The organism is Paenibacillus aceti (genome assembly GCF_003614185.1).
Classification (GTDB): Bacteria; Bacillota; Bacilli; order Paenibacillales; family Paenibacillaceae; genus Fontibacillus; species Fontibacillus aceti.
The window spans coordinates 4,755,797-4,778,289 of record NZ_KZ987724.1; the positions used below are offsets into that span (position 1 = coordinate 4,755,797).

At 47.5% G+C, this 22,493-nt stretch carries 17 protein-coding genes and 1 pseudogene; 10 read left to right on the top strand and 8 right to left on the bottom strand.

Going from position 1 to position 22,493, the window contains the following annotated elements; genetic code table 11:
* Positions 1-87 precede the first annotated feature (87 nt).
* Positions 88-4,476 (bottom strand): collagen binding domain-containing protein, encoded by a 4,389-nt coding sequence (locus tag BFJ94_RS21355; RefSeq protein ID WP_120464441.1) that lies wholly within the window; start codon positions 4,474-4,476, stop codon positions 88-90.
* A gap of 214 nt (positions 4,477-4,690) precedes the next feature.
* Positions 4,691-5,839: a response regulator gene (locus tag BFJ94_RS21360; protein ID WP_240431924.1), complete on the bottom strand. Its 1,149-nt coding sequence runs from the start codon at positions 5,837-5,839 to the stop codon at positions 4,691-4,693.
* Between the two features lie 181 nt (positions 5,840-6,020).
* On the opposite strand from BFJ94_RS21360, the gene BFJ94_RS21365 reads away from it, so the two are divergent.
* Positions 6,021-7,409 (top strand): aldehyde dehydrogenase, encoded by a 1,389-nt coding sequence (locus BFJ94_RS21365; protein ID WP_120464443.1) that lies wholly within the window; start codon positions 6,021-6,023, stop codon positions 7,407-7,409.
* A gap of 18 nt (positions 7,410-7,427) precedes the next feature.
* On the opposite strand, the gene BFJ94_RS21370 is transcribed toward BFJ94_RS21365, so the two are convergent.
* Genes BFJ94_RS21370 through BFJ94_RS21385 form a run of 4 tightly spaced genes read right to left on the bottom strand, consistent with a single transcriptional unit; the run spans position 7,428 to position 11,599 of the window.
* Positions 7,428-8,597: a GerAB/ArcD/ProY family transporter gene (locus BFJ94_RS21370; protein ID WP_120464444.1), complete on the bottom strand. Its 1,170-nt coding sequence runs from the start codon at positions 8,595-8,597 to the stop codon at positions 7,428-7,430.
* Positions 8,598-8,614: 17 nt separating this feature from the next.
* Positions 8,615-8,851, bottom strand: a complete 237-nt coding sequence (locus tag BFJ94_RS21375; protein WP_120464445.1) for a hypothetical protein — start codon at positions 8,849-8,851, stop codon at positions 8,615-8,617.
* A gap of 6 nt (positions 8,852-8,857) precedes the next feature.
* Positions 8,858-10,063 carry a Ger(x)C family spore germination protein gene (locus BFJ94_RS21380; RefSeq protein ID WP_120464446.1) on the bottom strand — a complete coding sequence of 402 codons (1,206 nt, stop codon included), beginning with the start codon at positions 10,061-10,063 and terminating at the stop codon, positions 8,858-8,860.
* A 21-nt stretch (positions 10,064-10,084) separates the two neighbouring features.
* Positions 10,085-11,599, bottom strand: a complete 1,515-nt coding sequence (locus BFJ94_RS21385) for a spore germination protein (protein ID WP_229716964.1) — start codon at positions 11,597-11,599, stop codon at positions 10,085-10,087.
* A 515-nt stretch (positions 11,600-12,114) separates the two neighbouring features.
* Between BFJ94_RS21385 and BFJ94_RS25480 the strand changes: the two genes are divergently transcribed.
* A complete protein-coding gene (locus BFJ94_RS25480) occupies positions 12,115-12,474 on the top strand; it encodes a hypothetical protein (protein ID WP_162944366.1) in 360 nt (119 codons plus the stop codon).
* 676 nt (positions 12,475-13,150) lie between these two features.
* Here BFJ94_RS25480 and BFJ94_RS21390 read toward each other — a convergent pair.
* Positions 13,151-14,197 (bottom strand): SIS domain-containing protein, encoded by a 1,047-nt coding sequence (locus BFJ94_RS21390; RefSeq protein ID WP_120464447.1) that lies wholly within the window; start codon positions 14,195-14,197, stop codon positions 13,151-13,153.
* Positions 14,198-14,453: 256 nt separating this feature from the next.
* Between BFJ94_RS21390 and nagA the strand changes: the two genes are divergently transcribed.
* From nagA to BFJ94_RS26350, 6 genes and pseudogenes are all read left to right on the top strand, one after another.
* Positions 14,454-15,683, top strand: coding sequence for an N-acetylglucosamine-6-phosphate deacetylase (gene nagA, locus BFJ94_RS21395; RefSeq protein ID WP_120464448.1), 1,230 nt, complete (start codon positions 14,454-14,456; stop codon positions 15,681-15,683).
* Between the two features lie 24 nt (positions 15,684-15,707).
* Positions 15,708-16,673 carry an ROK family protein gene (locus tag BFJ94_RS21400; protein ID WP_120464449.1) on the top strand — a complete coding sequence of 322 codons (966 nt, stop codon included), beginning with the start codon at positions 15,708-15,710 and terminating at the stop codon, positions 16,671-16,673.
* Positions 16,674-16,747: 74 nt separating this feature from the next.
* Positions 16,748-17,614, top strand: coding sequence for a class II fructose-1,6-bisphosphate aldolase (gene fba / locus BFJ94_RS21405; RefSeq protein WP_120464450.1), 867 nt, complete (start codon positions 16,748-16,750; stop codon positions 17,612-17,614).
* A complete protein-coding gene (locus BFJ94_RS21410; protein ID WP_120464451.1) occupies positions 17,611-18,540 on the top strand; it encodes a 1-phosphofructokinase family hexose kinase in 930 nt (309 codons plus the stop codon). The genes fba and BFJ94_RS21410 overlap by 4 nt, the downstream gene beginning before the upstream one ends.
* Positions 18,541-18,634: 94 nt before the next feature.
* On the top strand, positions 18,635-19,426 hold the full coding sequence (locus BFJ94_RS21415; RefSeq protein WP_120464452.1) for a DeoR/GlpR family DNA-binding transcription regulator: 792 nt from the start codon (positions 18,635-18,637) through the stop codon (positions 19,424-19,426).
* Between the two features lie 161 nt (positions 19,427-19,587).
* Positions 19,588-20,115: pseudogene (locus BFJ94_RS26350) on the top strand (transposase family protein); the annotation flags it as partial.
* Between the two features lie 20 nt (positions 20,116-20,135).
* Here the strand turns inward: BFJ94_RS26350 and BFJ94_RS21425 are convergent.
* Positions 20,136-20,669 (bottom strand): hypothetical protein, encoded by a 534-nt coding sequence (locus tag BFJ94_RS21425; RefSeq protein ID WP_120464454.1) that lies wholly within the window; start codon positions 20,667-20,669, stop codon positions 20,136-20,138.
* Between the two features lie 362 nt (positions 20,670-21,031).
* Between BFJ94_RS21425 and BFJ94_RS21430 the strand changes: the two genes are divergently transcribed.
* Both BFJ94_RS21430 and BFJ94_RS21435 read left to right on the top strand, forming a co-directional pair.
* Positions 21,032-21,403 (top strand): helix-turn-helix domain-containing protein, encoded by a 372-nt coding sequence (locus tag BFJ94_RS21430; protein WP_120464455.1) that lies wholly within the window; start codon positions 21,032-21,034, stop codon positions 21,401-21,403.
* A gap of 37 nt (positions 21,404-21,440) precedes the next feature.
* Positions 21,441-22,331: an aldo/keto reductase gene (locus BFJ94_RS21435; RefSeq protein ID WP_120464456.1), complete on the top strand. Its 891-nt coding sequence runs from the start codon at positions 21,441-21,443 to the stop codon at positions 22,329-22,331.
* Positions 22,332-22,493: the final 162 nt, after the last annotated feature.

A 22,493-nucleotide genomic window follows, 5' to 3' on the forward strand; every position in this document is an offset into this window, starting at 1 on the left:
AAAAGGGGCGTCTCCAAGTCGAAAAATCGACATTTGGGACAGCCCCTGCTTTACTTTTTAGTTATAAAGGATGGTTAAGGCTTCATCTTACTTAGTCTGCAGTTGCCTTCTTCTTAGGAGGTACAGCGTAGCTCCAACAGCGATGAGTGCCAGGCCTGTCAGTTGGTAGGGTAGAAGGCTCGATTCGCCTGTTTTCGGCAGCACTTTGCCTTTGCTTGCTTGATTCTTGGCTCCTTCAGCCCTTCCTTTGTCAGACGTTTCAGCTGCTGGCGTTATTGGTGTTTCTTCCTGCGATTCGGTCAGCTCTTCCGTCGTTGGCTCAGGATTTACTGTTTGGCGATTCTCTGGATCAGTTTGTCCAGGCTGCCTCGAATCGGGATTCTCACCAGGTTCTGACTCCTTGTCCGAATTTACTGGGTGGGGGGGAGTTGGACTTACTGGCGTAGTAGTGCCACCACCACCGCCTCCGTTTCCGCTACTGTTCCAGTTATCACCGCCCCCGGAATTTGGAAGGCTGGTGTTTATCTTTTCCACGAAAATAGTCTCTGTCTGCTGATCAGAAATTTCAAATTGTACAGGTGTCTTATCCAGTAAGAAGCCTGCTGGTGCTTTGACTTCAATAAGGTGGTATTTATTCGGCTTCAGATTGTCCAGGAACAGTTCTCCGTTCTTGTCTGTGGTCAATTTGGCTGTATCGATATCTTTGACGAGTTGGTACAGATAATTACCGTCTTGATCGAAGATAGGCGATTGCTCCCACAATTCGAATACAGCGCCTGCCAGCCTCTGATCCTTGCTTGAGTTATATTTACTTAAATGAACGGAGCGGTCATTCACCTTGTTCTCAATAGTTCTTGACGTTTCTGGCTGATTAATGGATATCGCAGTTTCAGCCTGCTCGATGACATAGCCATCCGCCTTGATCTCAACCAAGGTATAGTTGCCATACTTCAGATTATTGAACTTGATCAGACCATTCTGATCGGTGACACCCTCGGCGACAATCGCATTAGAGCTGTCCCGAAGCTCGAATTCTACCCCTGGAATGGCGGATTGATCCTTGGCATTTACCTTGGTTACGATCAGTTTGCCGTCGAGACCCCATGCATTAGTCTTTGACAATGGCACGAAGGTCGTCTGGTTTTCCTTTATCTCAAAGGTCACTGGCCTCGTATCCAATTCATAGAATTCCGGAGCGGTGATTTCGACCAGCTGATACTTTCCTGACTCTAAGCCGCCTTTTGCAATTCTCCCCTCAGTATCTGTCTCTAGCACATCGATAGGAATCCCCAGCGGGAAAGTGCTAGTAATTTTATTTAAGACAAATTTAGCTCCTTTTAATTTCTTGTTTGGATCGCTAGAATCTGTCTTGATTAGTTCAAAGCCCTGCCGGATAATCTCATTGACAATCGTGAAAGGCACTTCAGGATCTTTGAAATAGATATCCTTTCCTTGATCCGTTGCATAGTCAGGGTCCGCTAAGTAGCCGCTAGGAGTAGAGACCTCTTTTAATTTATAGGGCAAGCCTTCTGTCTTTCCGTTGTACCTGTATTTCTTGACAGTCTTGGCGTTCCCATTGCTATCGGTAATAAGAGTTTCCAACAGAGCGGTATTTGAAGCGTTCCAGAGCTCGAAGATGACTCCCTCAATCGGCTGATTCAGATCATCCAGCTTGTGAATCTTCAGCTGCCCATTGCCGGTAGATACTCCTCCGCCAGCTCCCGCGAGTGAGACCTGTATCCCCTTCGCTCCATCGTTACCTTCAACGGATGCGATGCGGCCTGCGAACTTGGCTTCATTTTCAATTCTCTCGCCACTATCCGCATTAATATAAGATTCATATTGCAGAATATAGGCGGTTTTTAATTCTTTCTTGAAGGTAAGGGTGAAGGTGTTATCTTGAACCTCCAGCTTAAAGAAATCATTATCCTGATTTCCATCTTTATTGAGCGGCTCACCGATCGTTGAGATCTCTCCATTGTTACCGGCAGGTAGATCTGTCTTATATAGTCGCAGGGAATCCGCTAGTAAAATTTGATTATCCGATAAAGTATCTGTTAAAACAGAACCGGCTGGAATGTAAGACTGGCTAGGGTTGATTGTAACTTTCCAGGCAGCTTTGTCTGTTTTCCCTTCCTGTCTGCCCTGCTTGTACAGCAGTTCGCCGCCATGCTTCGGGGTCACTTCAGCCTTCTGCTCGAATAGACTTGTAGTTCCATCCAATAGAGCCGCATAATTAGAATAGATTCCCTCTATCGGAAAATTGCCATCAAGGCTAGTTCTGTATTTGACCTGATAGGCTTCTTTACCTATTTTACCTAGACTTAATTCGAAGCTCTTGTCATCATCAGCTATCTTGAGATTATAATTCGTAACAACCTCGCCGATAGATACCGTATTATTCTTGCTATCCAGAATCAGCTTATTGACCTCGAAGGAGTCTTTGATATAAGTCTGATTTCCTGTCAAGGAGTCGGTAATTGTCGCATTCTCTACGTTAAACAGATTGTAATTGGCAATAACCGTCCAAGTGATCTCTTTGTCCTTGGCGCTGTATGTGCCTATTTTTCTGCCATTGTTATTCGTAAAGTCCTGAGGGGTTACTTTGGCCTGTTTATCAAGCTGATGAGAGCCATTCAGATCTTTCCATGTCAATGTCGCTCTATTCTCATAAGCGCCATCCGCAGGTTTGCCTGCTTTAGGATCAAATGATGTCTTATAAGTAATCGTAACTGGATCTTTGATCACCTCTCCACTCTTGAGCTGGAGCGTGAATCCCTCGCTATAATCATCTTGCGGCATCAATTTGAAGGGGGATTTAGTCAGTTCTTGATCATTAACTTTAATACTCTCCGGGAGCAGATTCATATGATTACCCGCGTAATCATCTTTGATCACAATGTTGGACATTTCAATCCGATCCTCATTGAGGACAAGCTCCCATTCAATTTCCTTCTCATTGAAGTCTTCATGCTTTACATTCTTCCTGAAGATCAGTTCACCAATCCAATGGGAAGCGGACTTCTCGATATTCCCGAAAGTAACAGAGTTAGTGACGTTTTGATCTTCATAAACACGCTCTTCTATTTCCGTTTGATACTCAATCAGGTAGGCCTCGGTGATCGTATTTTTGAATTCAAGTGTAAAGCCGGTCTCGAAGCCAGCGTTATCCTGCAAGACTTGTAAATCATATTCGCTCTTGTCGATTAGAGCATCGCGCAACGCATGTCCATAACTATCTATGGTTACTTTATACACGTTGAACTTGTTATCGGCCAGTTTGAGTTTAACCTTATTGTTGGGGTTGAATATGTCCTTAATGATCGGCTGTCCAATCTTCTGTAAATTATAATTGTACTCAATGGCCCAATCGATAGTCCGCTTGATCCCCGCAGCAGTAGAGACAGTATCCGAATTGGTGACCTTCTTGTTCAACGGTTCATTGAAGCTTATATATACACTGGCAGAGGTCTCTTTGCTGTACTTTCCATCATTTCCGGTAAGCGTGACAGCATTCTTGTATTCTCTGTTTAAAAAAGGTTCTTCGGTTGGAGCGGCAACATGAGTCTTGTACTTTACTCTATAGGCTTTATGGATATCTCCCAGCTTGATAGGGAATTCCTGTTCTGTTCTGAATAGGGAGCCCTCCTTAACCGTTCCATCGATATTTACTATTAATTCATAGACCTTAATATCATCTTTGAGGGATAATCCGTCCCCGAGTTGGTCATTCAGCTCGGCGCCTTGTATTGCTTGCTCTTGCTGATTGAAGTCAACCGTCCATTCCACTTCATCAGAGTTGAAGCCCTTCGGATTGTTGACGTTTTTTATCAATTGATCTGTAGCTGTGTTTTTGAAGTTTACAACGATGCTGCCGGCGGACGCGAACTCAAAGAGTTGCTCCAATCCATCGCCAAATTTCTGCTTATTGAACTCGATCCATACGAAGAATTGGCCCTCATACCCCAGCCCATGATCAATGCTGTCGTTGAACGTGAACGTGACAGTTCCCGCCGGGGTTACAACATAATCCCCGACTCCGCCTGTTAATGAACCGCTCAGAACATCAGGGATGGCGAACTTGTCCGGGAGAGTGAAGGTGTAGGCTGAACCAGCGCTGTAAGGGTGGCCATCCTCTAGTTCCCAATCAAAAATAATGGCTACTGGCCTATCCGCATTGGCCAAATAATCAGGGCTATCCAATCGTTTGCCATTCGGATGAAGCGCACCACTATTCTCATCATAAATAGGCTTGTCATCATACATTTCTACTGTAATAAGGGAGAACTTATCCGTAATCCCAATTCCAGACTGAGGACCCTCACTACCATATACATTTTCCGTGACACTTTCCTGTGCCGTTACTGCAGCATCCTCGGATTCACCTTCAGCCAGGGTGACGGAAGAGGGCAGCATAATATTTAGCATTAAGACAAGCACAAGAAACATAAATAACGGCTTTCGATACTTCTTCATGATAGAGTCATTCACCTCTCAAAAATTTTGTGATCATGTCGATTTAGGTCGATACTTATCCCAGCTAATATAAAATAGGTCACTGAATATATTCTAAATATGTATGGGTGGGGGAGCTTAACAGAAAAAAGACGATGAGTTCCTCGTGAAGAGAAACTCATCGCCTAGATTTTGCTCTATGTTCGCTCTATTATAAGCTTCTTACATATCGCCATTAAATCGATTGCTTCCATTCCAGGTACCAATTTGTCAATTCTCTGCTAGGAGCTACGTCAAATTCATCCCGCAGCTTAGTACATAGAATCCGGTACACTTTCCTGACCTCTAACTGATGATTCGATATGGAGTATACCTTCATTAAGCCGAGGTATCCGTCTTCCACATAGGGCAGTCTATATACGATTTCTTGGTATAATGACATAGCTTCCGTATACATCTCACTAGACAGACAATACTCCGCCAGTTGCTTCACATGAGTCAGCCAGATCAGCCGGAGGCGTTCCTGCTCATATTCTGCCCAGGTATAGCGATGATCGGCTAGATAATCCCCTTTATATAGGGACAGGATAGACAGATGTTGCCCCATAGTATCAGCAGTTACGGGCCGAGCCTTCTTGACCCGAGACTCCCAATCCTCCACATCCAGCTTCACATCTCCTAGCAGAAGGCTGTACCCGCCATCCTTATATTTGATCTCTAGCTCGAACTCCGCTTCCTTAAGTACTTTGCGAATCTGGTAGATCGCGGTATGTAATTGGGCTGTCGCTTTGTCGATATCATATTCCGGCCATAGCAAGTCGATCAACGACTGCTTGGTTACGATGGTATCGTGATGAAAGAGCAGGTAAGCGAATATCTCCGGGGCCTTCAGTGTTCTGCAGGCAAAAGACTTCGTTGTTCCATCCGCATCAACATAATGGATATTCCGAAAACAGTTCAGCTGTATAGCGTTCGCTTCATTGCCACGGTCTGTTAATTCTCCTGCAGCTTTGGCAATACGCTGTAAGGTGATAACTAATCTGTCCGGACTGACTGGCTTGAGCAAGTAATCAAGCGCGTTGATCTCAAACGCCTTCAAGGCGTATTCCTGAAAGGCAGTCGTGAACACGATTTCAATATGTGGTTGAATATTCAGCAACTGATTAGCCAATTCAAACCCGGTAATCTCAGGCATTTCAATATCCAAAAAAGCCAGATGCAGAACTTCCCGCCGAGCTGCTGCAAGAGCTTCAAGAGGATTCATGTAGGAACCGGCAAGCTCTATATCTACCTCGGTCTGCTCCCTCAGTAATGTCTCCATTTTCAATATAGCAAGGCTTTCATCATCGACGATAATTACCTTAAGTCCCATACCTCTCTTCATGCACCTCCGCTTGTTTGCTGCCCTCATTCTAGCACAGAAAGTGGTATCTAAGGATGATTGTATGTTAAATCCTTGTCTTTACCTGGTCAAGCCTTCTTGCGCAGGGATTGCTCCTTATGCTTGTGTCGGTGTATGTTTAGTATAGAATGGATTGGATCAGTAAGAAGGGGGAGTGAGTAAAATGGCGGAACTAAATCCTGAGGTAGTCGCAGAAATACTTAAGCAGCAGCACAGCGTTATAAATACAGGGAGAACCCGTTCTCTCGAGTTCAGGCTGCAACAGCTCCAGGCGTTGAAGAAATCTGTTCAGCAGCATGAGCGTGAGATTATTCATGCGTTGCATCAGGATTTGCGCAAGCCCGAGTTCGAGGCTTACTCCACGGAGGTCGGGTATTTCTATGACAGCATCGGCTACATCATAAAGAATCTACATAAATGGATCAAGCGGGAGCGGGTTCGTACCCCGATCGTTCACTTCGGGTCACGCAGCTATGTATATTCGGAGCCGTATGGCTCGGCATTAATTATCGGGCCGTTCAATTATCCGTTTATGCTAGTGATGGACCCACTGGTCGGTGCGATCGCTGCCGGAAATTGCGCAGTCATCAAGCCTTCAGAATATACACCGTATGTATCACAGATTATATCCAAGCTGATTGGCGAATGTTTTGACGAATCCTATGTACGGGTCATTGAAGGGGGACAGGAGGCCAACTCCGTATTGCTTCAGGCACCATTCGATATTATTTTCTTCACGGGGAGTGTCCGGGTCGGCAAGATCGTCATGAAAGCTGCGGCCGAGCATCTCACCCCGGTCGTGCTGGAGCTGGGCGGCAAGAGCCCTTGCATCGTGGATCAGGAGGCGAACTTGGACTTAGCAGCACAGAGGATCGTCTGGGGAAAATATTTGAACACAGGGCAGACCTGTGTTGCTCCCGACTATGTGTTGGCCCATCAGGCTATCCGTAAGAAGCTTATAGCGAAAATGAAGGAGTACATCCTGGCCTTCTACGGAACGCAGCCGCGGTTCAGTCCGGATTATGGGCGGATCGTCAATCTCAAGCATTGGGATCGTCTGAACGGGCTGCTGGAGGGAGCTGTCATCGCTGCCGGAGGGCAGACGGACCGGGATGATCTGTATATTGCACCTACCTTGCTGGACGAGGTGAACTGGAATGACAAGGTGATGGAGGATGAGATCTTTGGCCCGATCCTGCCGGTACTGGAATATAGTGATCTGCAGCAAGTGATTGATGCGGTCAACTCCAGACCGAAGCCGCTGGCCCTTTATCTGTTTACGAACGACAAACAGGTCGAGCAGCGGGTGATGAGTACGGTGTCTTTTGGCGGGGGATGTGTGAATGATACGATCATGCATTTGGTCAGTCCGTATCTACCTTTTGGCGGCGTTGGCTCATCTGGCATGGGGGCTTATCATGGACGGCATAGCTTCGATACCTTTTCCCATAAGAAAAGCGTGCTGAACAAGTCCACCCGGATTAACCCAAGCTTCCTGTTCCCGCCTTATAACGATAAGAAACTGGGACTGGTCAAGCGATTTCTAAAATAGATCTGCGCCATTAAAAGCTTATTGAGTTTCGTTCGAGTTCGTATTATTCGTATTATTTGTGTTGTTATTATTGTTCGAATTCCTATTTGCAAAGAGCTTGCGAATGAAATGAGTGAGCAGCATGATGACCGGCAGGAGAAAACCCCACAGCAGCATAAAGGCGGGCCAGGTTTCTCCGTCCCATTTTTGCTGATAAGTGATATTAGGGTAGATGATCTCCGCCATAGCTACGAGAATCATACCAAGCGGCAGCACCAAAGGGCGATAATCCCGCAGATTGAAGATGCATGTCAATCCCAAAGCTATGAAATACATGTAGATTGCAATTCTGAAGAACAATGTCGTGTACCACATGATCCCCATAATGACCTCAATCCGCTGCAGAAAACTACCGATGTTGATCTTCTGAGCTAGCAGATAGCTCGGATACATGCTGTTCGCTATAATATCAGGTCCGAAGACCAGTATACCCAGAGCCACAATCAAGGTGATGGCCAGTCCTCCGATTATAGTTCCGATTAAGAGGGCTCTTCTCGCTTTTTTGGCATCATTTACGGCCGCGGAGTGGAAGATGAGCAGGCAGAAGTGAGGAAGCACCACGCCTGACAAGAAGCCGCTGGCCGCCGGCCAGATGGGCTTCATCCCGTTCTCCATCAAGGGTAATATATTCTCCGTCTGCGTCTGATTAAGAATCAGGATGGCGAAGGAGAAGAACAGGAGGATGAAGGGAAGGATCAGGAGCTCAGAGGAACGGGCGATGGTCTCGATCCCCAGATGCACGCCCATTACAATGACAACCGTAAATAGAATATTAATCGCTTGTGTCGGAGTCTCCGGCATAATTTGTGTTGTCACAAAGTTGCTGGTGAAGTAGAGCGCTGGCGAAGGGCCAGTGAGAAATAGTGTAATAACGACCAGCAGTGCAATCGTTTTGCCCAGCCATTTGCCGAACAGAGTCTCCATCATAAGGATCATGTTCAATTGGGGATAGAATTTCGTCAGCAGATTATACAGACATAGTACGGCAACCCCCAGGAACAGTCCAACGAGACAAGCGATCCAGGCATCCTGCTTCGCAGCCATAGTTACAGCGGACGGAATGATGAGTATACCGCTGCCGATCGTGAAGAACATCGTCAAGGTCGTAAGCTGCCTGGGAGATATATTAACTTCGCGGTATTTCTTCATGAACTTCACTCCTCGGACTAGACCAGTCCAATATTTTTCAGCAAAAGAATGAGCGGACTAAGTATATTCGTGATGACTTGAAGCGGCGTAGGAACATCATGCAGCAGATTCACAGTAAGACTTGCGGCGACTCCAATGCTCAGAAGAATGAAGAAGGCCCACAACTCTTTATAGTATTTATTTTTGAACAGGTCAGGGGCCACGAACCAGATAATATAACTGGTCACTACTAGGATCACCACAATGCTGAGCATAATAGATTACTCCTTCAAGTTTTTCAGAAAAGAGTCCTTCGTCGTACCAAGCCGCTTTATGCTTACATCTACACTGATATTTACCGGCAGATTGCGAAAATATCGCTGATCCCAATCCTCTTGCAGCTTCTTCCAGGCCTTGGGATTGGAACGATGGATGGTATCGCCGAATCCGAAAATATCTGAACCGTATTTTGTCTGTACGGTATGAATAGAGTTCTCCATAAGGGTCTTGATCCGTTCGCTGAACAGCTGCTCGAGCATATTGACCGTTTGCATATCGAGCAGATCCAGGTTTTTACATTCTACATCGGAGATATTCCCGGTGACGCGCACATCAATATTGATCTGCGGCTGTCCGTCGATGACCTTGCCGCGGGATTTCGTCTTCGATGTGATAACCTCGAACGAGATTTTGCCGCCGCTGGGGCATTTGGCATGATCCATCGTAGTTTTGATGTTGTCGCGAATGAAATTATAGCCCTTGCTTTCATCTTCAGTTAGGAAGCCGACCACTTTATCGTAATTAAACACAGCGATCCCCGAAAATTTCAACTGAGTAGGCGTATTGATCCCTTCCACATTCTGTTTCTTTGCGCCCAATTCCGGATCCCCTATAATCCGCAGAACAGGCAGTACGGGATGTTTGCCTTTGCTGAGCAAGTCACTGACCATTTCATTCAAAGTTTCCGTTAAGCTAGGCGCCCAGGTCTGCTCGGATGTCTCCAAAGAAGCGAATAATTTATTGGCCGGAATTTTCTGCAGTGGTGTCATGATCTTCAGGGCCTCCTCGGCCGTGGCACCTCGTACGATAGCGAGGTAGAAGTCCGTCCGCATCTCATGGTCCCGGAGCAGGAAATCCAGCGACTCGGCTACGCCATCCTCAGCTAGAGCCTCTCCAATCAGCACCATTCTCAATTGGGCGACATACATTTTACGCGGACTGGTATTACTGATCCTCCGTATGGCCTCGGAGACGGTATGTCCCTTCGCGGTATACAGGGTAGCCGGAGCCTCGCCTCCTCCTTTGCCGCCTGTAACCTCGCTCGGATTTACAACTTGTACCGATACCTGGTAGCTGTTGTCCCCACTCTTGTCCAGTCCAAATCCAACAGCTATGGCGAGCTCGTTTAACTCACGGCGATTCCAGCATCCCGTTAAGAGTGAAGTCACGATAAAAAGCAGAAGCAGACAAGCTGCATATTTTTTCATTGTCTGATCGGTGCCACCTTTCTATCTGTGCTTCGGTGGGTTTGGTCCCGAGTTAGGGCCTTGCCGCTGAATATTCTTCTGATTAATGAGCCGCGGACGTTTGATCATGAAGCGATGCGGTAGGCGCAGAAGCGTATCCTTGTTATCGCTCGGGATAATCGGCGCCAGTGGAGTCATATAAGGTACACCGAAGGTACGCAGACTGCACAGGTGCAGAATAATGATGGTACATCCGGCGAAGATGCCCACCAGTCCAAAAGAGGCCGCCAGACCCATCAGCGGGAAGCGCAGCATTCGGAAGGCGATGGACATATTATACGAAGGCAGCACGAAGCTGGAGATCGCAGTGAGTGAGACGACGATAACCATGGCTGCCGAGATAAATCCGGCCTGGACTGCAGCTTGACCAATGACGAGAGTTCCTACGATAGAGACAGCCGCTCCAATATATTTAGGCATGCGTACGCCCGCCTCACGCAGAATTTCAAACGTCATCTCCATCATGAGCGCCTCGAAAAAGGCAGGGAAAGGGACAGCCTCCCGCTGTGAAGCCAAGCTCATCAATAGAGCGGTAGGAATCATCTCCTGATGGAAGGTGGTAACTGCAATATAGAAGGACGGGCTCAAAAGAGAGACCACCAGACCGACATAACGGAGAAGGCGGATGAAGGTGCTGATGTCGGCACGCTGATAATAATCCTCTGCAGCATGCATGAAAGAGACGAATGGCGCCGGTACACAGAGCACAATCGGAGTGCCATCGACGAAGATGGCGATCTTGCCCTCCAGCAATTCAGCCGCGATGACATCGGGCCGCTCCGAGTAGTATACCGTTGGAAAAGGGGTCATTGTCTCGTCCTGAATCAATTCCTCAATATAGCCGCTCTCCAGAATAGAGTCGATGTTGATGTTGCTCAGCCTGGAACGTACTTCCTCCACGATCTGATCATTTACGATCCCTTTGATATACATAATGGCCACATCCGTTCGAGAGACATGGCCGATTTGCATGGATTCCATCCAGAGGCTCGGGTCCTTAATTCTGCGCCGGACCAGCGTCGTGTTGGTACGCAGCGCCTCGGAGAATCCTTCGCGCGAACCGCGCACGACATTCTCGGAGGAAGTCTCGCCGACACCGCGATCCCTCCAGCCGCGGACACTGGCTGCGGTGGCGGTATTCTCACCGTCGACGAGCAGGATCGTATCCCCGGATAATAGCGAATGGAACAGGCTGTTGTAGTCCGGAAGATCATGTATATCACCGAAGGTTAAGGCCCGGTCTTTAATAAGCTGAGACACGTTGGAGATATCGCGCTTCTCTTCACTAAGAAGATCTAGAACTTCCCCTTCCGGTTGCATTAACGGTTCCATAATATAGTCATTAATGATCGTGCAATCGGCTAGCCCATCGATGAACAGAATAGCGATCAGTCTGTCATTAGCGGGGCTGAAGGGGAATCTTCTAATAATGAGATCAGTGCTGTTACCAAGCGAGTCCTTAATGAACTTAACGTTCTGCTCAAGACTTTTAGAGATCGGTGGAAGCTGCGGGTCTTGGCCCGATTTTGTTTCCTGAGTGGCATGCGCCTTGGGATTATTCGGTGTATTTGGCTGCTGTCTGTATTGTTGATTTTGCTGATTCTGTTGGTTTTGTGCGCTCTGTTGGTTTTGTTGCTGTTGTTGGTTCTGCTGATTTTGTTGACCCTGCTGCTGTTGTTGCTCTGCTGGTTCTAACCCGTTGCTGGTAGGCCCCCCATCATTCGGAACCCCTCCACTATTCCCACTGGACGCACTCGCTTGATTGCTTCCACCTTCCGTCTGATTGCTTTGGGAAGCAGCGTTTTGGGGCGTTTGGTTCTGAGAAGCATTGCTCTGGTCAGCGCTATTTTGGGTTCCACCGCTTTGTGACGCGCTGTTCTGGGTTGAGTTACTCTGTGATGTATCGCCTTGAGACGTATTATCTTGGGAAGCCCCATCCTGAGAAGCATTGTTCTGAGTATCGCCTTGAGATGCACTGTCCTGAGTCGCACCATTTTGGGATGTCCCGCTCTGTGCCTGCATTTCTTGCGACTCCTGAGCCGTCTCGGTTTCTTGACCATTTTGCGTTTTTTGGCTGTTCTCAATCTCCAGCATGGCTTGCGATTGCTGATATTGTTGGCCGTTTTGGCCTTGTTGAGTCGCCTGATTCTGTTGCTCTGCTTGTGCCTTTGAAGGCTGATTACTATCTTGACTCTCTTGCCCTTCAGGGGCATTTTGAGTGTTTTGCGTTTCCGGTTTTTTTTCTGATTGTTGACCCGTTGCGGCTGCGGAACTATTTATTTTATGAAGGTTTTTCCTTTTACGCATGCGCATGGCTGTCCACCCTCTTGTATTTATTAGCAATCATTATTGCCAACGAGGCTGAGCGATAAACTTGATTCTTGATTATCGGAAGACATTCCTGTGCCACATAGTTAGATATGTAATTGTGAAGCCACGTTCGTGCTCAATCGCCCCGTATACCAGAAAGCCTGCAAATATGCAGGAATTTCGTCTCTCTGCCGTCCCAAAATGGAAAATTCCTGCGAAAATGCATCCTTTTTCACCATATCGGCCTGATTCTACAGAAAAAGGTGGAAAAGCCTGCATAATTGCAGGAATTTCCTAGTAACAGGTGGTTTTGAGGTTAAAAGCCTGCATAATTGCAGGCTTTTAACATTGCATGGGCACTTCGAGCGGTATGCGGGGGAAAGTTACGAAGCTACTAAGGGTTTCCTTGGGGCATTTCGCGGTAAGTAAGTCACTATTGATCTATTTAGGTCAGTCCGTACGAATACACTGGTTACTATAAAAGCCACTATTGAGTGGTCGCGCAGATATATGGGTCTACGGATTCCTATGGCCACTTTCATTTGAACTCAAAGGGGATCGAGGGAACTTGTACTGGGTTCGCCCATTCACTACAGGCTACAGGTGGACCGCCCAGCGATGAGCGAACTATCGGCATGTGCCAAGTACAATAAGGATGTAAAACGGATTGAAAAAAAGCAGGCCCAGGAACTTAAGTTTCCTGGCCTGCTTTTCTGTTATATGTCTGGACTTGGAGGGTTAGAGCTTGACCCAGGCGACAAGGCCGTCGGGCTGATCCGGGTCGATGCCTAATTGTTCAGCTTTGCTAAGCGCAACAATTTGCGGGATGAAAATAAACGGAATGCCGTGTGCGGCAGTATCCAGCTTGTTGGCGGAGACGATGGCCAAGTCAACGAACTCGGCAGGAATCACGTCTGGCCGATCCGCGAAGGCAATAATTCTCGCTCCCCGGTTCTTAATATCGCGCATAAGCTTGTGTTGATGCTCGGTTCCACGATCCGACAGTGCCGCGATCACCAAAGTATCTTCTCCTACCGTAACCATCGGTCCATGGCGAACATCGAGCAGATGGAAGGAATGAGCCTGAATCTTGGCAATTTCCGTTAGCGCAATAGCTCCTTCAGAGGCAAGCCCCTGGAGCTCGCCATCAGCCAACAGGACGGCATTAGTCCAATTGAAGTCAGCTGCACTGCGGATGCTGCTCTCAACAGACTCCATATAAGCTTCGCCCTGGCTGATTGCAGTCTGCAGATCGGCGATGAGCTTGTCATCTCCACCCACGAATGCACTCAGCAGCAGATTGGCCATATACAAATTCGTGACTGTCCGGGTCTGGCAGACGCTATGGTCGAATGCCCATGGCAGTTCCAGAGCGAAGTCAGCTTGCTTCGAGAGCGGTGAATCGCTCACACAGGACAGAGCCAGTACCGGAAGGTTATTGCCTGCTTCGCGGAGTAGACGAACTGCTTCCACAACCTCGCTGGTACTGCCGGAGCGGGAAGGTGCTACCAACAACGTGTTCCGCAGCATTGGCTGATACTGCTCATAGTTCAGCATAAGATCTCCGCCCGCCAAGGCGTAGGCAGGTAGGCCAGCCCGCAAGGAGACGGACTGAGCAGCGGAGCGGCTCAGACAATAACTTGATCCGCAGCCGACGAAGGTGATCGAAGAGATAGCTTGGGTTTTAACGAAGTCAACGATTTGTTGTCTTTTGCCCATCATGTAGTCATAAGTTTGTTGCAGGGCAGCGTATTGCTGCTTGATTTCACTGTAAGTCAAGCTCATAGACGCTTAGACCTCCTATTAGATAAGTTCGAATATTCATTTATAACGTATGAGGACAGTGTATATCATAAAAATGATTTTTTCAATCAAAATAAACACAACAATGATTGATAAATTTAAAAAACGATCATAAATACCGAATTTATTCATTTATCAATCAATTATATATTGATTTGATCATAAAATAAGAATATTATAATCATAAAGTGATTTATTCAATCAAAATAGATGTCGAATAACATAGGAGGGTGCATCTATGGAGTCCAGCGCGATTCAAATTCAACATGCTCGAATTTTAACGCCACAAGGCTGGATCAACAACGGAAGTTTATTTATCAAAAATGGAAAAATCGTCGGCATAGACCAGGGAGACGAAAGCGGGGTAAAGAGCAGCGAACAGCTGACCTTCGGCGACGAACGATGGACGCAGGTCGATGCGGCGGGGAAAATGCTGCTGCCCGGCTTTGTAGATGTCCATGTGCATGGCGGTGGTGGATTTGATGTTATGAAAGGGAGCAGCGAGGAATTGTACGGCATGTGCCGGTTCCATGCATCCAGAGGCACCACTTCATTGCTGGCCACCACGTTGACTGCGACGCATGAGGAGATTATCTCCGCGCTAGAGGCATCCGCCAAGGTCGTTCAAGATACAGATCGTCAGCCGGATGGTGCTCATCTGCTCGGGGTTCATTTGGAAGGGCCATTCCTGAATCCGGCAAGGAGCGGAGCTCAGAATCCGGATGATCTTCGCGAGCCGTCTATCGAGGAGTTCGAATCCTTCTGGTCCGCCTCCAAAGGCACGATCAAGCTGATGGCGATTGCTCCTGAGCTGAATTCTGCAGAAGAAGTCATCGTACATGCTGTGAATAAAGGAGTCACCATCTCATTAGCTCATACAGATGCGGATTACGCAACGATGAAAAAGGCTGTGGAGTGGGGAGCTACGCAGGTCACCCATCTATTCAACGGCATGCGTCCATTGCATCATCGGGAGCCTGGAGTTGCCGGGGCGGGGCTAATGCTGGATGAACTCGCAGTAGAGTTGATTTGCGACGGTCATCATGTCCATCCTGATTTGATCAAATGGGTATTCAAAATCAAGCCTGAAGGCAAGGTCATTATGATCACCGATAGCATGTGCGCGGCCGGTTGTCCTAATGGTGAGTATTATCTGGGCAAGCTTCCCGTCCTGATGCATAACGGGCAGGTCCATCTGAAGCTGGATGACGGCTCTTTGGGCAGCTTGGCAGGCAGCTCGCTGACGATGATCGATGCTCTATCCAGAACTGTGGCTTTCACGGGCAAGGAAATCGCTGATATCGTTCCAGCCCTTACGATTCATCCGGCCACGCAGATCGGCGTCCAGGATAGGAAGGGATCGATCGAGCTTGGAAAGGATGCCGATCTAGTCCTGATCGACGATGATTTCCAAGTACATCAGACCTATGTGCTAGGTTGGCAGGTCTATGATGCTGCAAGCCATTAATAGTGAGGGGAGCGGGATTCTTCTATGAAGTATGCCGTTGGAGTCGATGTAGGAGGCACCAATATTGTCTGCGGGCTGGTGGATGAGGACGGGAATATCGTAGCCCAGCGTAAATATCCTACCGATTCGCAGGAAGGCCATCAGGCTATTTTATCAAAAATCAGTGCCACGATTGAGCAGTTAATAGAGGAAGCCGGCATAGCATCAGAGCAATGTGTTGCAGTAGGAATGGGGATCCCGGGCTTGGTAGATCCGGAACAAGGCGTGAGCCTAAGGGCAGTCAATCTGAATTGGCGCAATATTCCAATAGCTGGCCGTTTAAAGGAGCTTACTGGCAGATCGGTCTACATCGATAATGATGTGCGCATGTATGTCTATGGAGAGGCGGTTGCCGGAGGCGGCAGAGGTCATGAATTTGTCTATGGAGTGACGATCGGAACGGGCTTGGCTTCAGCCTTCGTGCAGCATGGTAGCTTGCACTACGGACATCGCTTCATGTCTGGGGAGATCGGCCATGTACCTATAGAAAATGTGGATTTTCCGTGCAATTGTGGACGGATCGGCTGTCTGGAGACGGTGGTGTCCGCGACTGGCATTGCCAGACAAGCGCGCAGCCGGATTACGAAGGGGGAAGCAAGTTTGCTGCAGGAATGGTTCCCGGATATCGCTGATATCACAGCCAGCGGGGTATCCAGAGCTAGCGATGCCGGGGATATCCTGGCCCGCGATGTTCTGGCCCAGACCGGCAAGACGTTCGCCAGAGCTCTAGCCTGGGTGGTTCCCCTGCTCTCACCGGATGCCATTGTAATCGGTGGCGGCGGAGCATTAGCAGGCGAGGCGTTATTCGCCCCTATGAGGCAGGAGTTGGATGATTTACTGCTTCAAGATTATCTAGGCCAGTTCGTGATCAAGACCGCCGAGTTAAATGATCATGCCGGTATAGTTGGCAGTGCTCTTTGGGCGCTGAAACGCAGCGGCAGTAACGATTAGCGATTCAGTTTAGCAAGTTAATTATAAGCCATATGAATTATCCCATTAATTATATTTTTAGGAGGACAAATCTTATGCCACTTATTTCGTCTACTTCCATGCTTCAACAAGCCAGAGAGAATGGATACGCCATCACTGCTTTTAACGTTCATACCTTGGAGATGCTGCAGGCTGTCGTCGAGGCGGCCAGCGAGACGAATTCGCCACTTATTATTCAATCGACGGTGGGCACCGTCAAGCATCTGGGACCTAAATATATCGCTGCGGCAGCTAAGGTTGCTGCGGATCAGACTGGCTTGCCGATCGCGCTTCATCTGGATCACTGTACGGATTTCGCTACGATTATTCAATGTATCCGGGCGGGTTATACCTCAGTCATGATCGACGCTTCCATGCTTCCCTATGAAGAGAATGTGAAGCGGACGCAACATGTAATGGAGGTAGCCGCAGCTATAGGAGTGAATGTCGAGGCTGAATTGGGCAAGGTTGGCGGAGTTGAGGATGATATCGTAGTCGATGAGCGCGACGCTATGCTGGCTGACCCAGATGATTGCAAGCTGTTTGTTGAACAGACGAAGGTGCTGACATTAGCGCCAGCGATCGGAACTGCACATGGTATCTATAAGGGCGAACCGAACATTGATTTTGATAGAATTGCGAAAATTGCCGAGAAGGTAGACGTTCCGCTTGTCCTTCATGGAGGCTCTGGCATTCCGGCTGACCAGGTGAAGAAGGCTGTTGCCCTAGGGATGTCCAAGATGAACGTAGCCACTGAGCTGAGAATCGCCTTCTCTAATGCGATCAAGGACGTATTCGCGAAATCTCCTGAAGAGAATGATCCGCGCAAATATATGGTTCCAGCCAAGGAAGCAGTAAAACGCCTGGCCATCGAGAAAATGGAATTATGCGGATGCATCGGTAAGGCAGGAACATTGAAATGATTACTACTGTCACCTTGAATGCGGCGATCGATAAGACCTATTATGTCCCTCGGTTCGTCCCTGGCGAGGTGCATCGCGTGGCTCAGCAAATCGCTGAGCCGGGCGGCAAGGGGAATAACGTCGCCAAGGTTATTCGCTTATTGGGCGGCGAGGTGACCGCATCTGGTTTTGTTGCCGGGAACAATGGGGCCTTTATCGAAAAGGGCATGCAGGCGCAGGGAATCCATACGGCATTCGTAGCAGTGGCGGGTGAATCGCGCGTATGCCTGAACATCATGGACGAGTCGAATAGCCAGTCCACAGAGTTGCTGGAGCAGGGGCCCAAGGCCGGGCATATGGAGCTTGCCGAGCTTAATTTAAGATTGGGCGAGCTGACCCAGAAATCGAACATTGTTGTGCTGTCCGGGAGCCTGCTTCCTGGCGCCTCAGCCGGATTGTATGCGGAACTGATCGACACCATTAAATCGGTGGGAGCGCGGGTGTTTCTAGACACGAGCGGCGCTGCTCTTAACGCCGGGATGGAAGCTAAGCCTCATTTTGTGAAGCCGAATGAGCATGAATTAGCAGCCTGGCTCGGCAAGGAAGGCTTGAGTGAGACGGAATGTATTGAAGCGGCCCGTCAATTGTCAGAGTCGGGTATTCCACAGGTATGCGTTACATTGGGCGAGCGGGGGACGATTGCACTCATCGATGGAGCTGGCTTTCGTGTAACTCCGCCCGAGATTCAGGCTGTAAATACAGTCGGCTGTGGGGATTCTTTTGTGGCCGGGATGGCATTTTCGGAGGAACGTGGGGACGCACCGGCAAACAGACTGCGAATAGCGACAGCAGCGGCTGCGGCTAATGCGATGTCGGAGCGGGCAGGGCACTTCGAGCAGGATGTATATGAGAAATTGATTGACCAAGTGAAGGTTGCTCCATTATAAGCTCCCAAGTTCCCGCTTGCATTCTTGTCCTTCATCCTCCAAAATTATATGTTAGAGCTGTTGACGGACCATTAGTTTACAAGAGGAGAAGGCTATGGAAATTTCAAAAACCGGACTTCGCAGAGCGAAGATTCTGGAACTGATAAAAGTAAGCGGCAAAATATCGATTCAAGAAATAATAGAAGCGACGGGCTGCTCGGAAGCGACGGCCAGACGCGATCTCGACTCGTTGGAGAAATCAGGAGAGATTATCCGTACCATTGGCGGAGCGATATATGATGGAGATCGTGCTTCGACATCCGAGGTATCTTTTGCGGATAAACGCTTCTCGCATCTTCCGGACAAGGAACGGATCGCACGTAGGGCGGCCTCTTTAGTTGAAGAGGGCGATGTGGTCGGGCTTACGGGCGGGACGACGACTTTTCTGATCGCCAAGGAGTTGAAGAAGCTACGCAATATTACGATTGTGACCAATGCGGTTAACATCGCTGCGGAGCTGGTTGATGCGGAAGAGATCCAGGTCGTAGTTATTGGCGGAGTGATGCGTACGAAGAGCTATGAGTTGATTGGACCCCTCGCTGAGAGCGTGGTGTGCAAGCTCAATGTTACGAAGATGTTTCTCGGTGTAGATGGAGTCTCCCAGGAGCATGGCTTCACGATGCATTCGGAATTAGAGTCCCGGATTGCCCAGCAGCTGATCGAGCGCTCAAGCCAGGTCTATGCGGTATTTGATGACAGCAAGCTGCGGAGATCGGCCTTGTTCACGATTACCCCGTTGTGCCAGGTTACAGGGATTATTACGAACAAACTGCCTGACGGCTGGACGGCTCCCGAATGTGAAGAGCAGCAGCTTGAGATTTACATCGCATCAGATACAGATCAGTAGGACGGATCGTGGTTACTGTGGACATATACACCTATAGATAAGATTGCCCGGATCGGGCGATCTTTTTTTAGCGCTCTGGGAAATCACAATACCGATATAGAAACTATAAATGAGCAAATTGGCTTCCAGAAAACTGTAAAATCAAAAAGAATAGAGACAAAGTGAACCTTTACGACAAGACATTCACTCACCCGGACGGCTCTGCATATACGAAAATCGACCGGGTTTGTGACCAGGCTCAGACCTTGCCTCTCCCGCCTCATCGCGGCTATTGTCTGGTCGATTCCTGGTTTACCTGTCCCCGCGTCATGGATGCGTATGCGCGGCGGCAGGCTATCACGTCATCGGTGCACTGAAACCAATCGGATTCTCTACCCCCAGGCATCCGGGTCTCCATTCAAGACTACGCGCAGCATATCCGCAAAGTAGACGTTCGCCTCGTCACCGTGAGCGGTTCGTCGTACTGGATGTATCGCTACGAAGGGGCATTGAATGGAATCGACAACGCCGTGGTTTTACTTTGCTGGCCGAAGCAGGCTTTCGGAGAGCCGAAGGCGTTGCGCGATTTTTGTTGTACAGATATCACACTGGAAACGGATACCATTGCAGCATTCTACGCCAAACGCTGGCCCATCGAGATTTTCTTTCGGCAATCCCAAAATAATTTGGGCTTTGACACGTATCAGGTTCCACAAACCGTGTACTCTACCTAGTTATAATAAATTGTTCTATCCATTGAATGTCTATTAATTCCAAACATATTAATTGCTTTGAGATTGTCATTATATATCATAAGATTATAATCCAAGTTATTACGTAACAACTCAATCTCTTCATCTGATAATTCATTGTCCATAATCAGTGGTATTTCTATAGCGTACTCTCTTTTCCCATTAGGCTCGATAGGTTGAAGTTCAAAATAATCGGATTCTTCAACTTTAAGAATATTTGAGACTTCTTTTGGAAAAAGTAATCTGTAATATATTTTTGGTTTTGTGATTAATAATTTTTGATAAAATTTCTCGTGAAATGTAAATGTCCATGTATATACTAGTTTATTATTTCCATACTTTATATCAAATGAACTTACACTGAAGTTGGCAGGCACAAACCAAAGATTATTCTCAGTTCCAGACGCTTCATCCAATTGACGATTGATATTTTCAAACGTCATATTTTGATTATTGCTACAACCAGCAAGAAACAAACAGAGAACTATAACAAATAATCGTAATTTAGGCATGTATAATCACATCCGCTAATATAAACTATTATTACGTAAAATTGAGTGAAGAGCATAACACCTTGTACATACTCCAAGATTGCAAAATTGTAATATATTTCAATATAAATAATAATATAGAATATTTGGTTGAGTCAATAATAATTAGAGAATGGTGCTAAGGTCTTGGTGATGAACCATTCAGCATGTGCCTGATGAAACCAATACCCTAGTAAATTACTCAGTTCATGGCTACCTGTATTCACTAGAGCCCAATTGATCAATTAATGAAAAAATGGTATAATTTATATAAGCGTTACCGCTGATTAATGTATCTGTACAGGATATATTAATTATTTATTCTTAATATTTTGGGTGAAAACATGGATACTGAAAAGTCGAAGTACATCACTATACTTCGTCCTCTCGATTACATTATGGATGTTAAAGAAGCAGCCAAACTTTGGAATAATAGTCCATCGTATGTCAAAGACCTATGTAGACTAAAACTTAAAAAAAAGGGGATGGCAATTAAAAAAGGAAATACCTGGATCATTAATAAAAGTAATGTTACTGACTCAAATAATCCTCTACTTTACATTTTAGATGCGGAAGAAGCAGCAGTACGTTGGAATTATAGCCCATCCTACGTAAAGGATCTGTGTAGAGAGAGTCTTGAGGAAAAAGGATATGCAATCAAAAAAGGAAAGACATGGATATTGGATGCTAACCAACCAAATCCTAAATTACTTTAAATAGATCTATCGTATCTAATAGATGAGGAGGGGTAGAATGAAATATCGTACACTTGGGAAAACAGGCCTCGATGTGTCGGTGATCGGCATGGGAACTTGGCAATTCGGCGGAGAATGGGGCATTCAATTTACCCAGAATGAGGTAGATGCGATTCTCGATCAGGGTCAGGAGCTCGGCATCAATCTGATCGATACAGCCGAGTGTTATGGCGATCATTTGTCCGAGTCCTTCATCGGGAATTATATGGGCCGCCGCAAGCGGGAGGACTGGATTATCGCTACGAAATTCGGTCATCATTTCCATGAGCGCTTTACCCGTACAGATGTGTTCGATGCTGCTGATGTTTTGAAGCAACTGGATGCGTCTTTGAAGGCGTTGAATACGGATTATATTGACCTGTACCAGTTCCATTCCGGGCCGGATGCAGTATTCGATAATGATGCGCTGTGGACTATGCTGGACAAGCAAGTGCAAGACGGAAAAATACGCCATTTAGGCACTTCGATCGGCAATAACGATAACCTTCATCAGACAGAGCAATCCAGTAAAGTCAATTCAGAAGTGATTCAGGTCGTCTATAACCGTCTGGATCGCAAGCCAGAAGAGCGTGTATTCCCGTCCTGCCAGAAGCAGAATCTGGGTGTGCTGGCCCGTGTCCCGCTGGCGAGTGGTTATTTGAGCGGAAAATATAAGCCGGGTGCGGTGTTCGATTCCACTGACGTTCGCCATCGTCATGATCCAGAGAGCACGCGCCGCAAGCTGGAGGAAGTGGAGCGAATTTATCGCAACGAAGTTCCGGAAGGCGTGAATATGGCACAGTGGGCCTTGGCCTGGTGTCTTAAGAATCCGGTCGTCACCGCAGTAATTCCGGGATGCAAGAATCCAGCGCAAGTAGCCTCCAACGCTGCGGCTGCGCAATTGCTGTAAAATCGGTGCATTGGCTCTAAACGAAACTACATATCGCTATTTTCACAAAAAAAGCTGTAAAAAATTTTAACGAAACACCATATTGTTATTTTGTGGAAATCCGGGTTTTTGACCTCCAATGGGCTCCAATAGCGATACCCCGTTCGTTAGAGTGAACAAATG

Coding starts and splice junctions, on each gene's coding strand:
- BFJ94_RS21355 (WP_120464441.1), bottom strand. CDS start 4,476: ATGAAGAAGTATCGAAAGCCGTTATTTATGTTTCTTGTGCTTGTCTTA.
- BFJ94_RS21360 (WP_240431924.1), bottom strand. CDS start 5,839: ATGAAGAGAGGTATGGGACTTAAGGTAATTATCGTCGATGATGAAAGC.
- BFJ94_RS21365 (WP_120464443.1), top strand. CDS start 6,021: ATGGCGGAACTAAATCCTGAGGTAGTCGCAGAAATACTTAAGCAGCAG.
- BFJ94_RS21370 (WP_120464444.1), bottom strand. CDS start 8,597: ATGAAGAAATACCGCGAAGTTAATATATCTCCCAGGCAGCTTACGACC.
- BFJ94_RS21375 (WP_120464445.1), bottom strand. CDS start 8,851: ATGCTCAGCATTGTGGTGATCCTAGTAGTGACCAGTTATATTATCTGG.
- BFJ94_RS21380 (WP_120464446.1), bottom strand. CDS start 10,063: ATGAAAAAATATGCAGCTTGTCTGCTTCTGCTTTTTATCGTGACTTCA.
- BFJ94_RS21390 (WP_120464447.1), bottom strand. CDS start 14,197: ATGAGCTTGACTTACAGTGAAATCAAGCAGCAATACGCTGCCCTGCAA.
- nagA (WP_120464448.1), top strand. CDS start 14,454: ATGGAGTCCAGCGCGATTCAAATTCAACATGCTCGAATTTTAACGCCA.
- BFJ94_RS21400 (WP_120464449.1), top strand. CDS start 15,708: ATGAAGTATGCCGTTGGAGTCGATGTAGGAGGCACCAATATTGTCTGC.
- fba (WP_120464450.1), top strand. CDS start 16,748: ATGCCACTTATTTCGTCTACTTCCATGCTTCAACAAGCCAGAGAGAAT.
- BFJ94_RS21410 (WP_120464451.1), top strand. CDS start 17,611: ATGATTACTACTGTCACCTTGAATGCGGCGATCGATAAGACCTATTAT.
- BFJ94_RS21415 (WP_120464452.1), top strand. CDS start 18,635: ATGGAAATTTCAAAAACCGGACTTCGCAGAGCGAAGATTCTGGAACTG.
- BFJ94_RS21425 (WP_120464454.1), bottom strand. CDS start 20,669: ATGCCTAAATTACGATTATTTGTTATAGTTCTCTGTTTGTTTCTTGCT.
- BFJ94_RS21430 (WP_120464455.1), top strand. CDS start 21,032: ATGGATACTGAAAAGTCGAAGTACATCACTATACTTCGTCCTCTCGAT.
- BFJ94_RS21435 (WP_120464456.1), top strand. CDS start 21,441: ATGAAATATCGTACACTTGGGAAAACAGGCCTCGATGTGTCGGTGATC.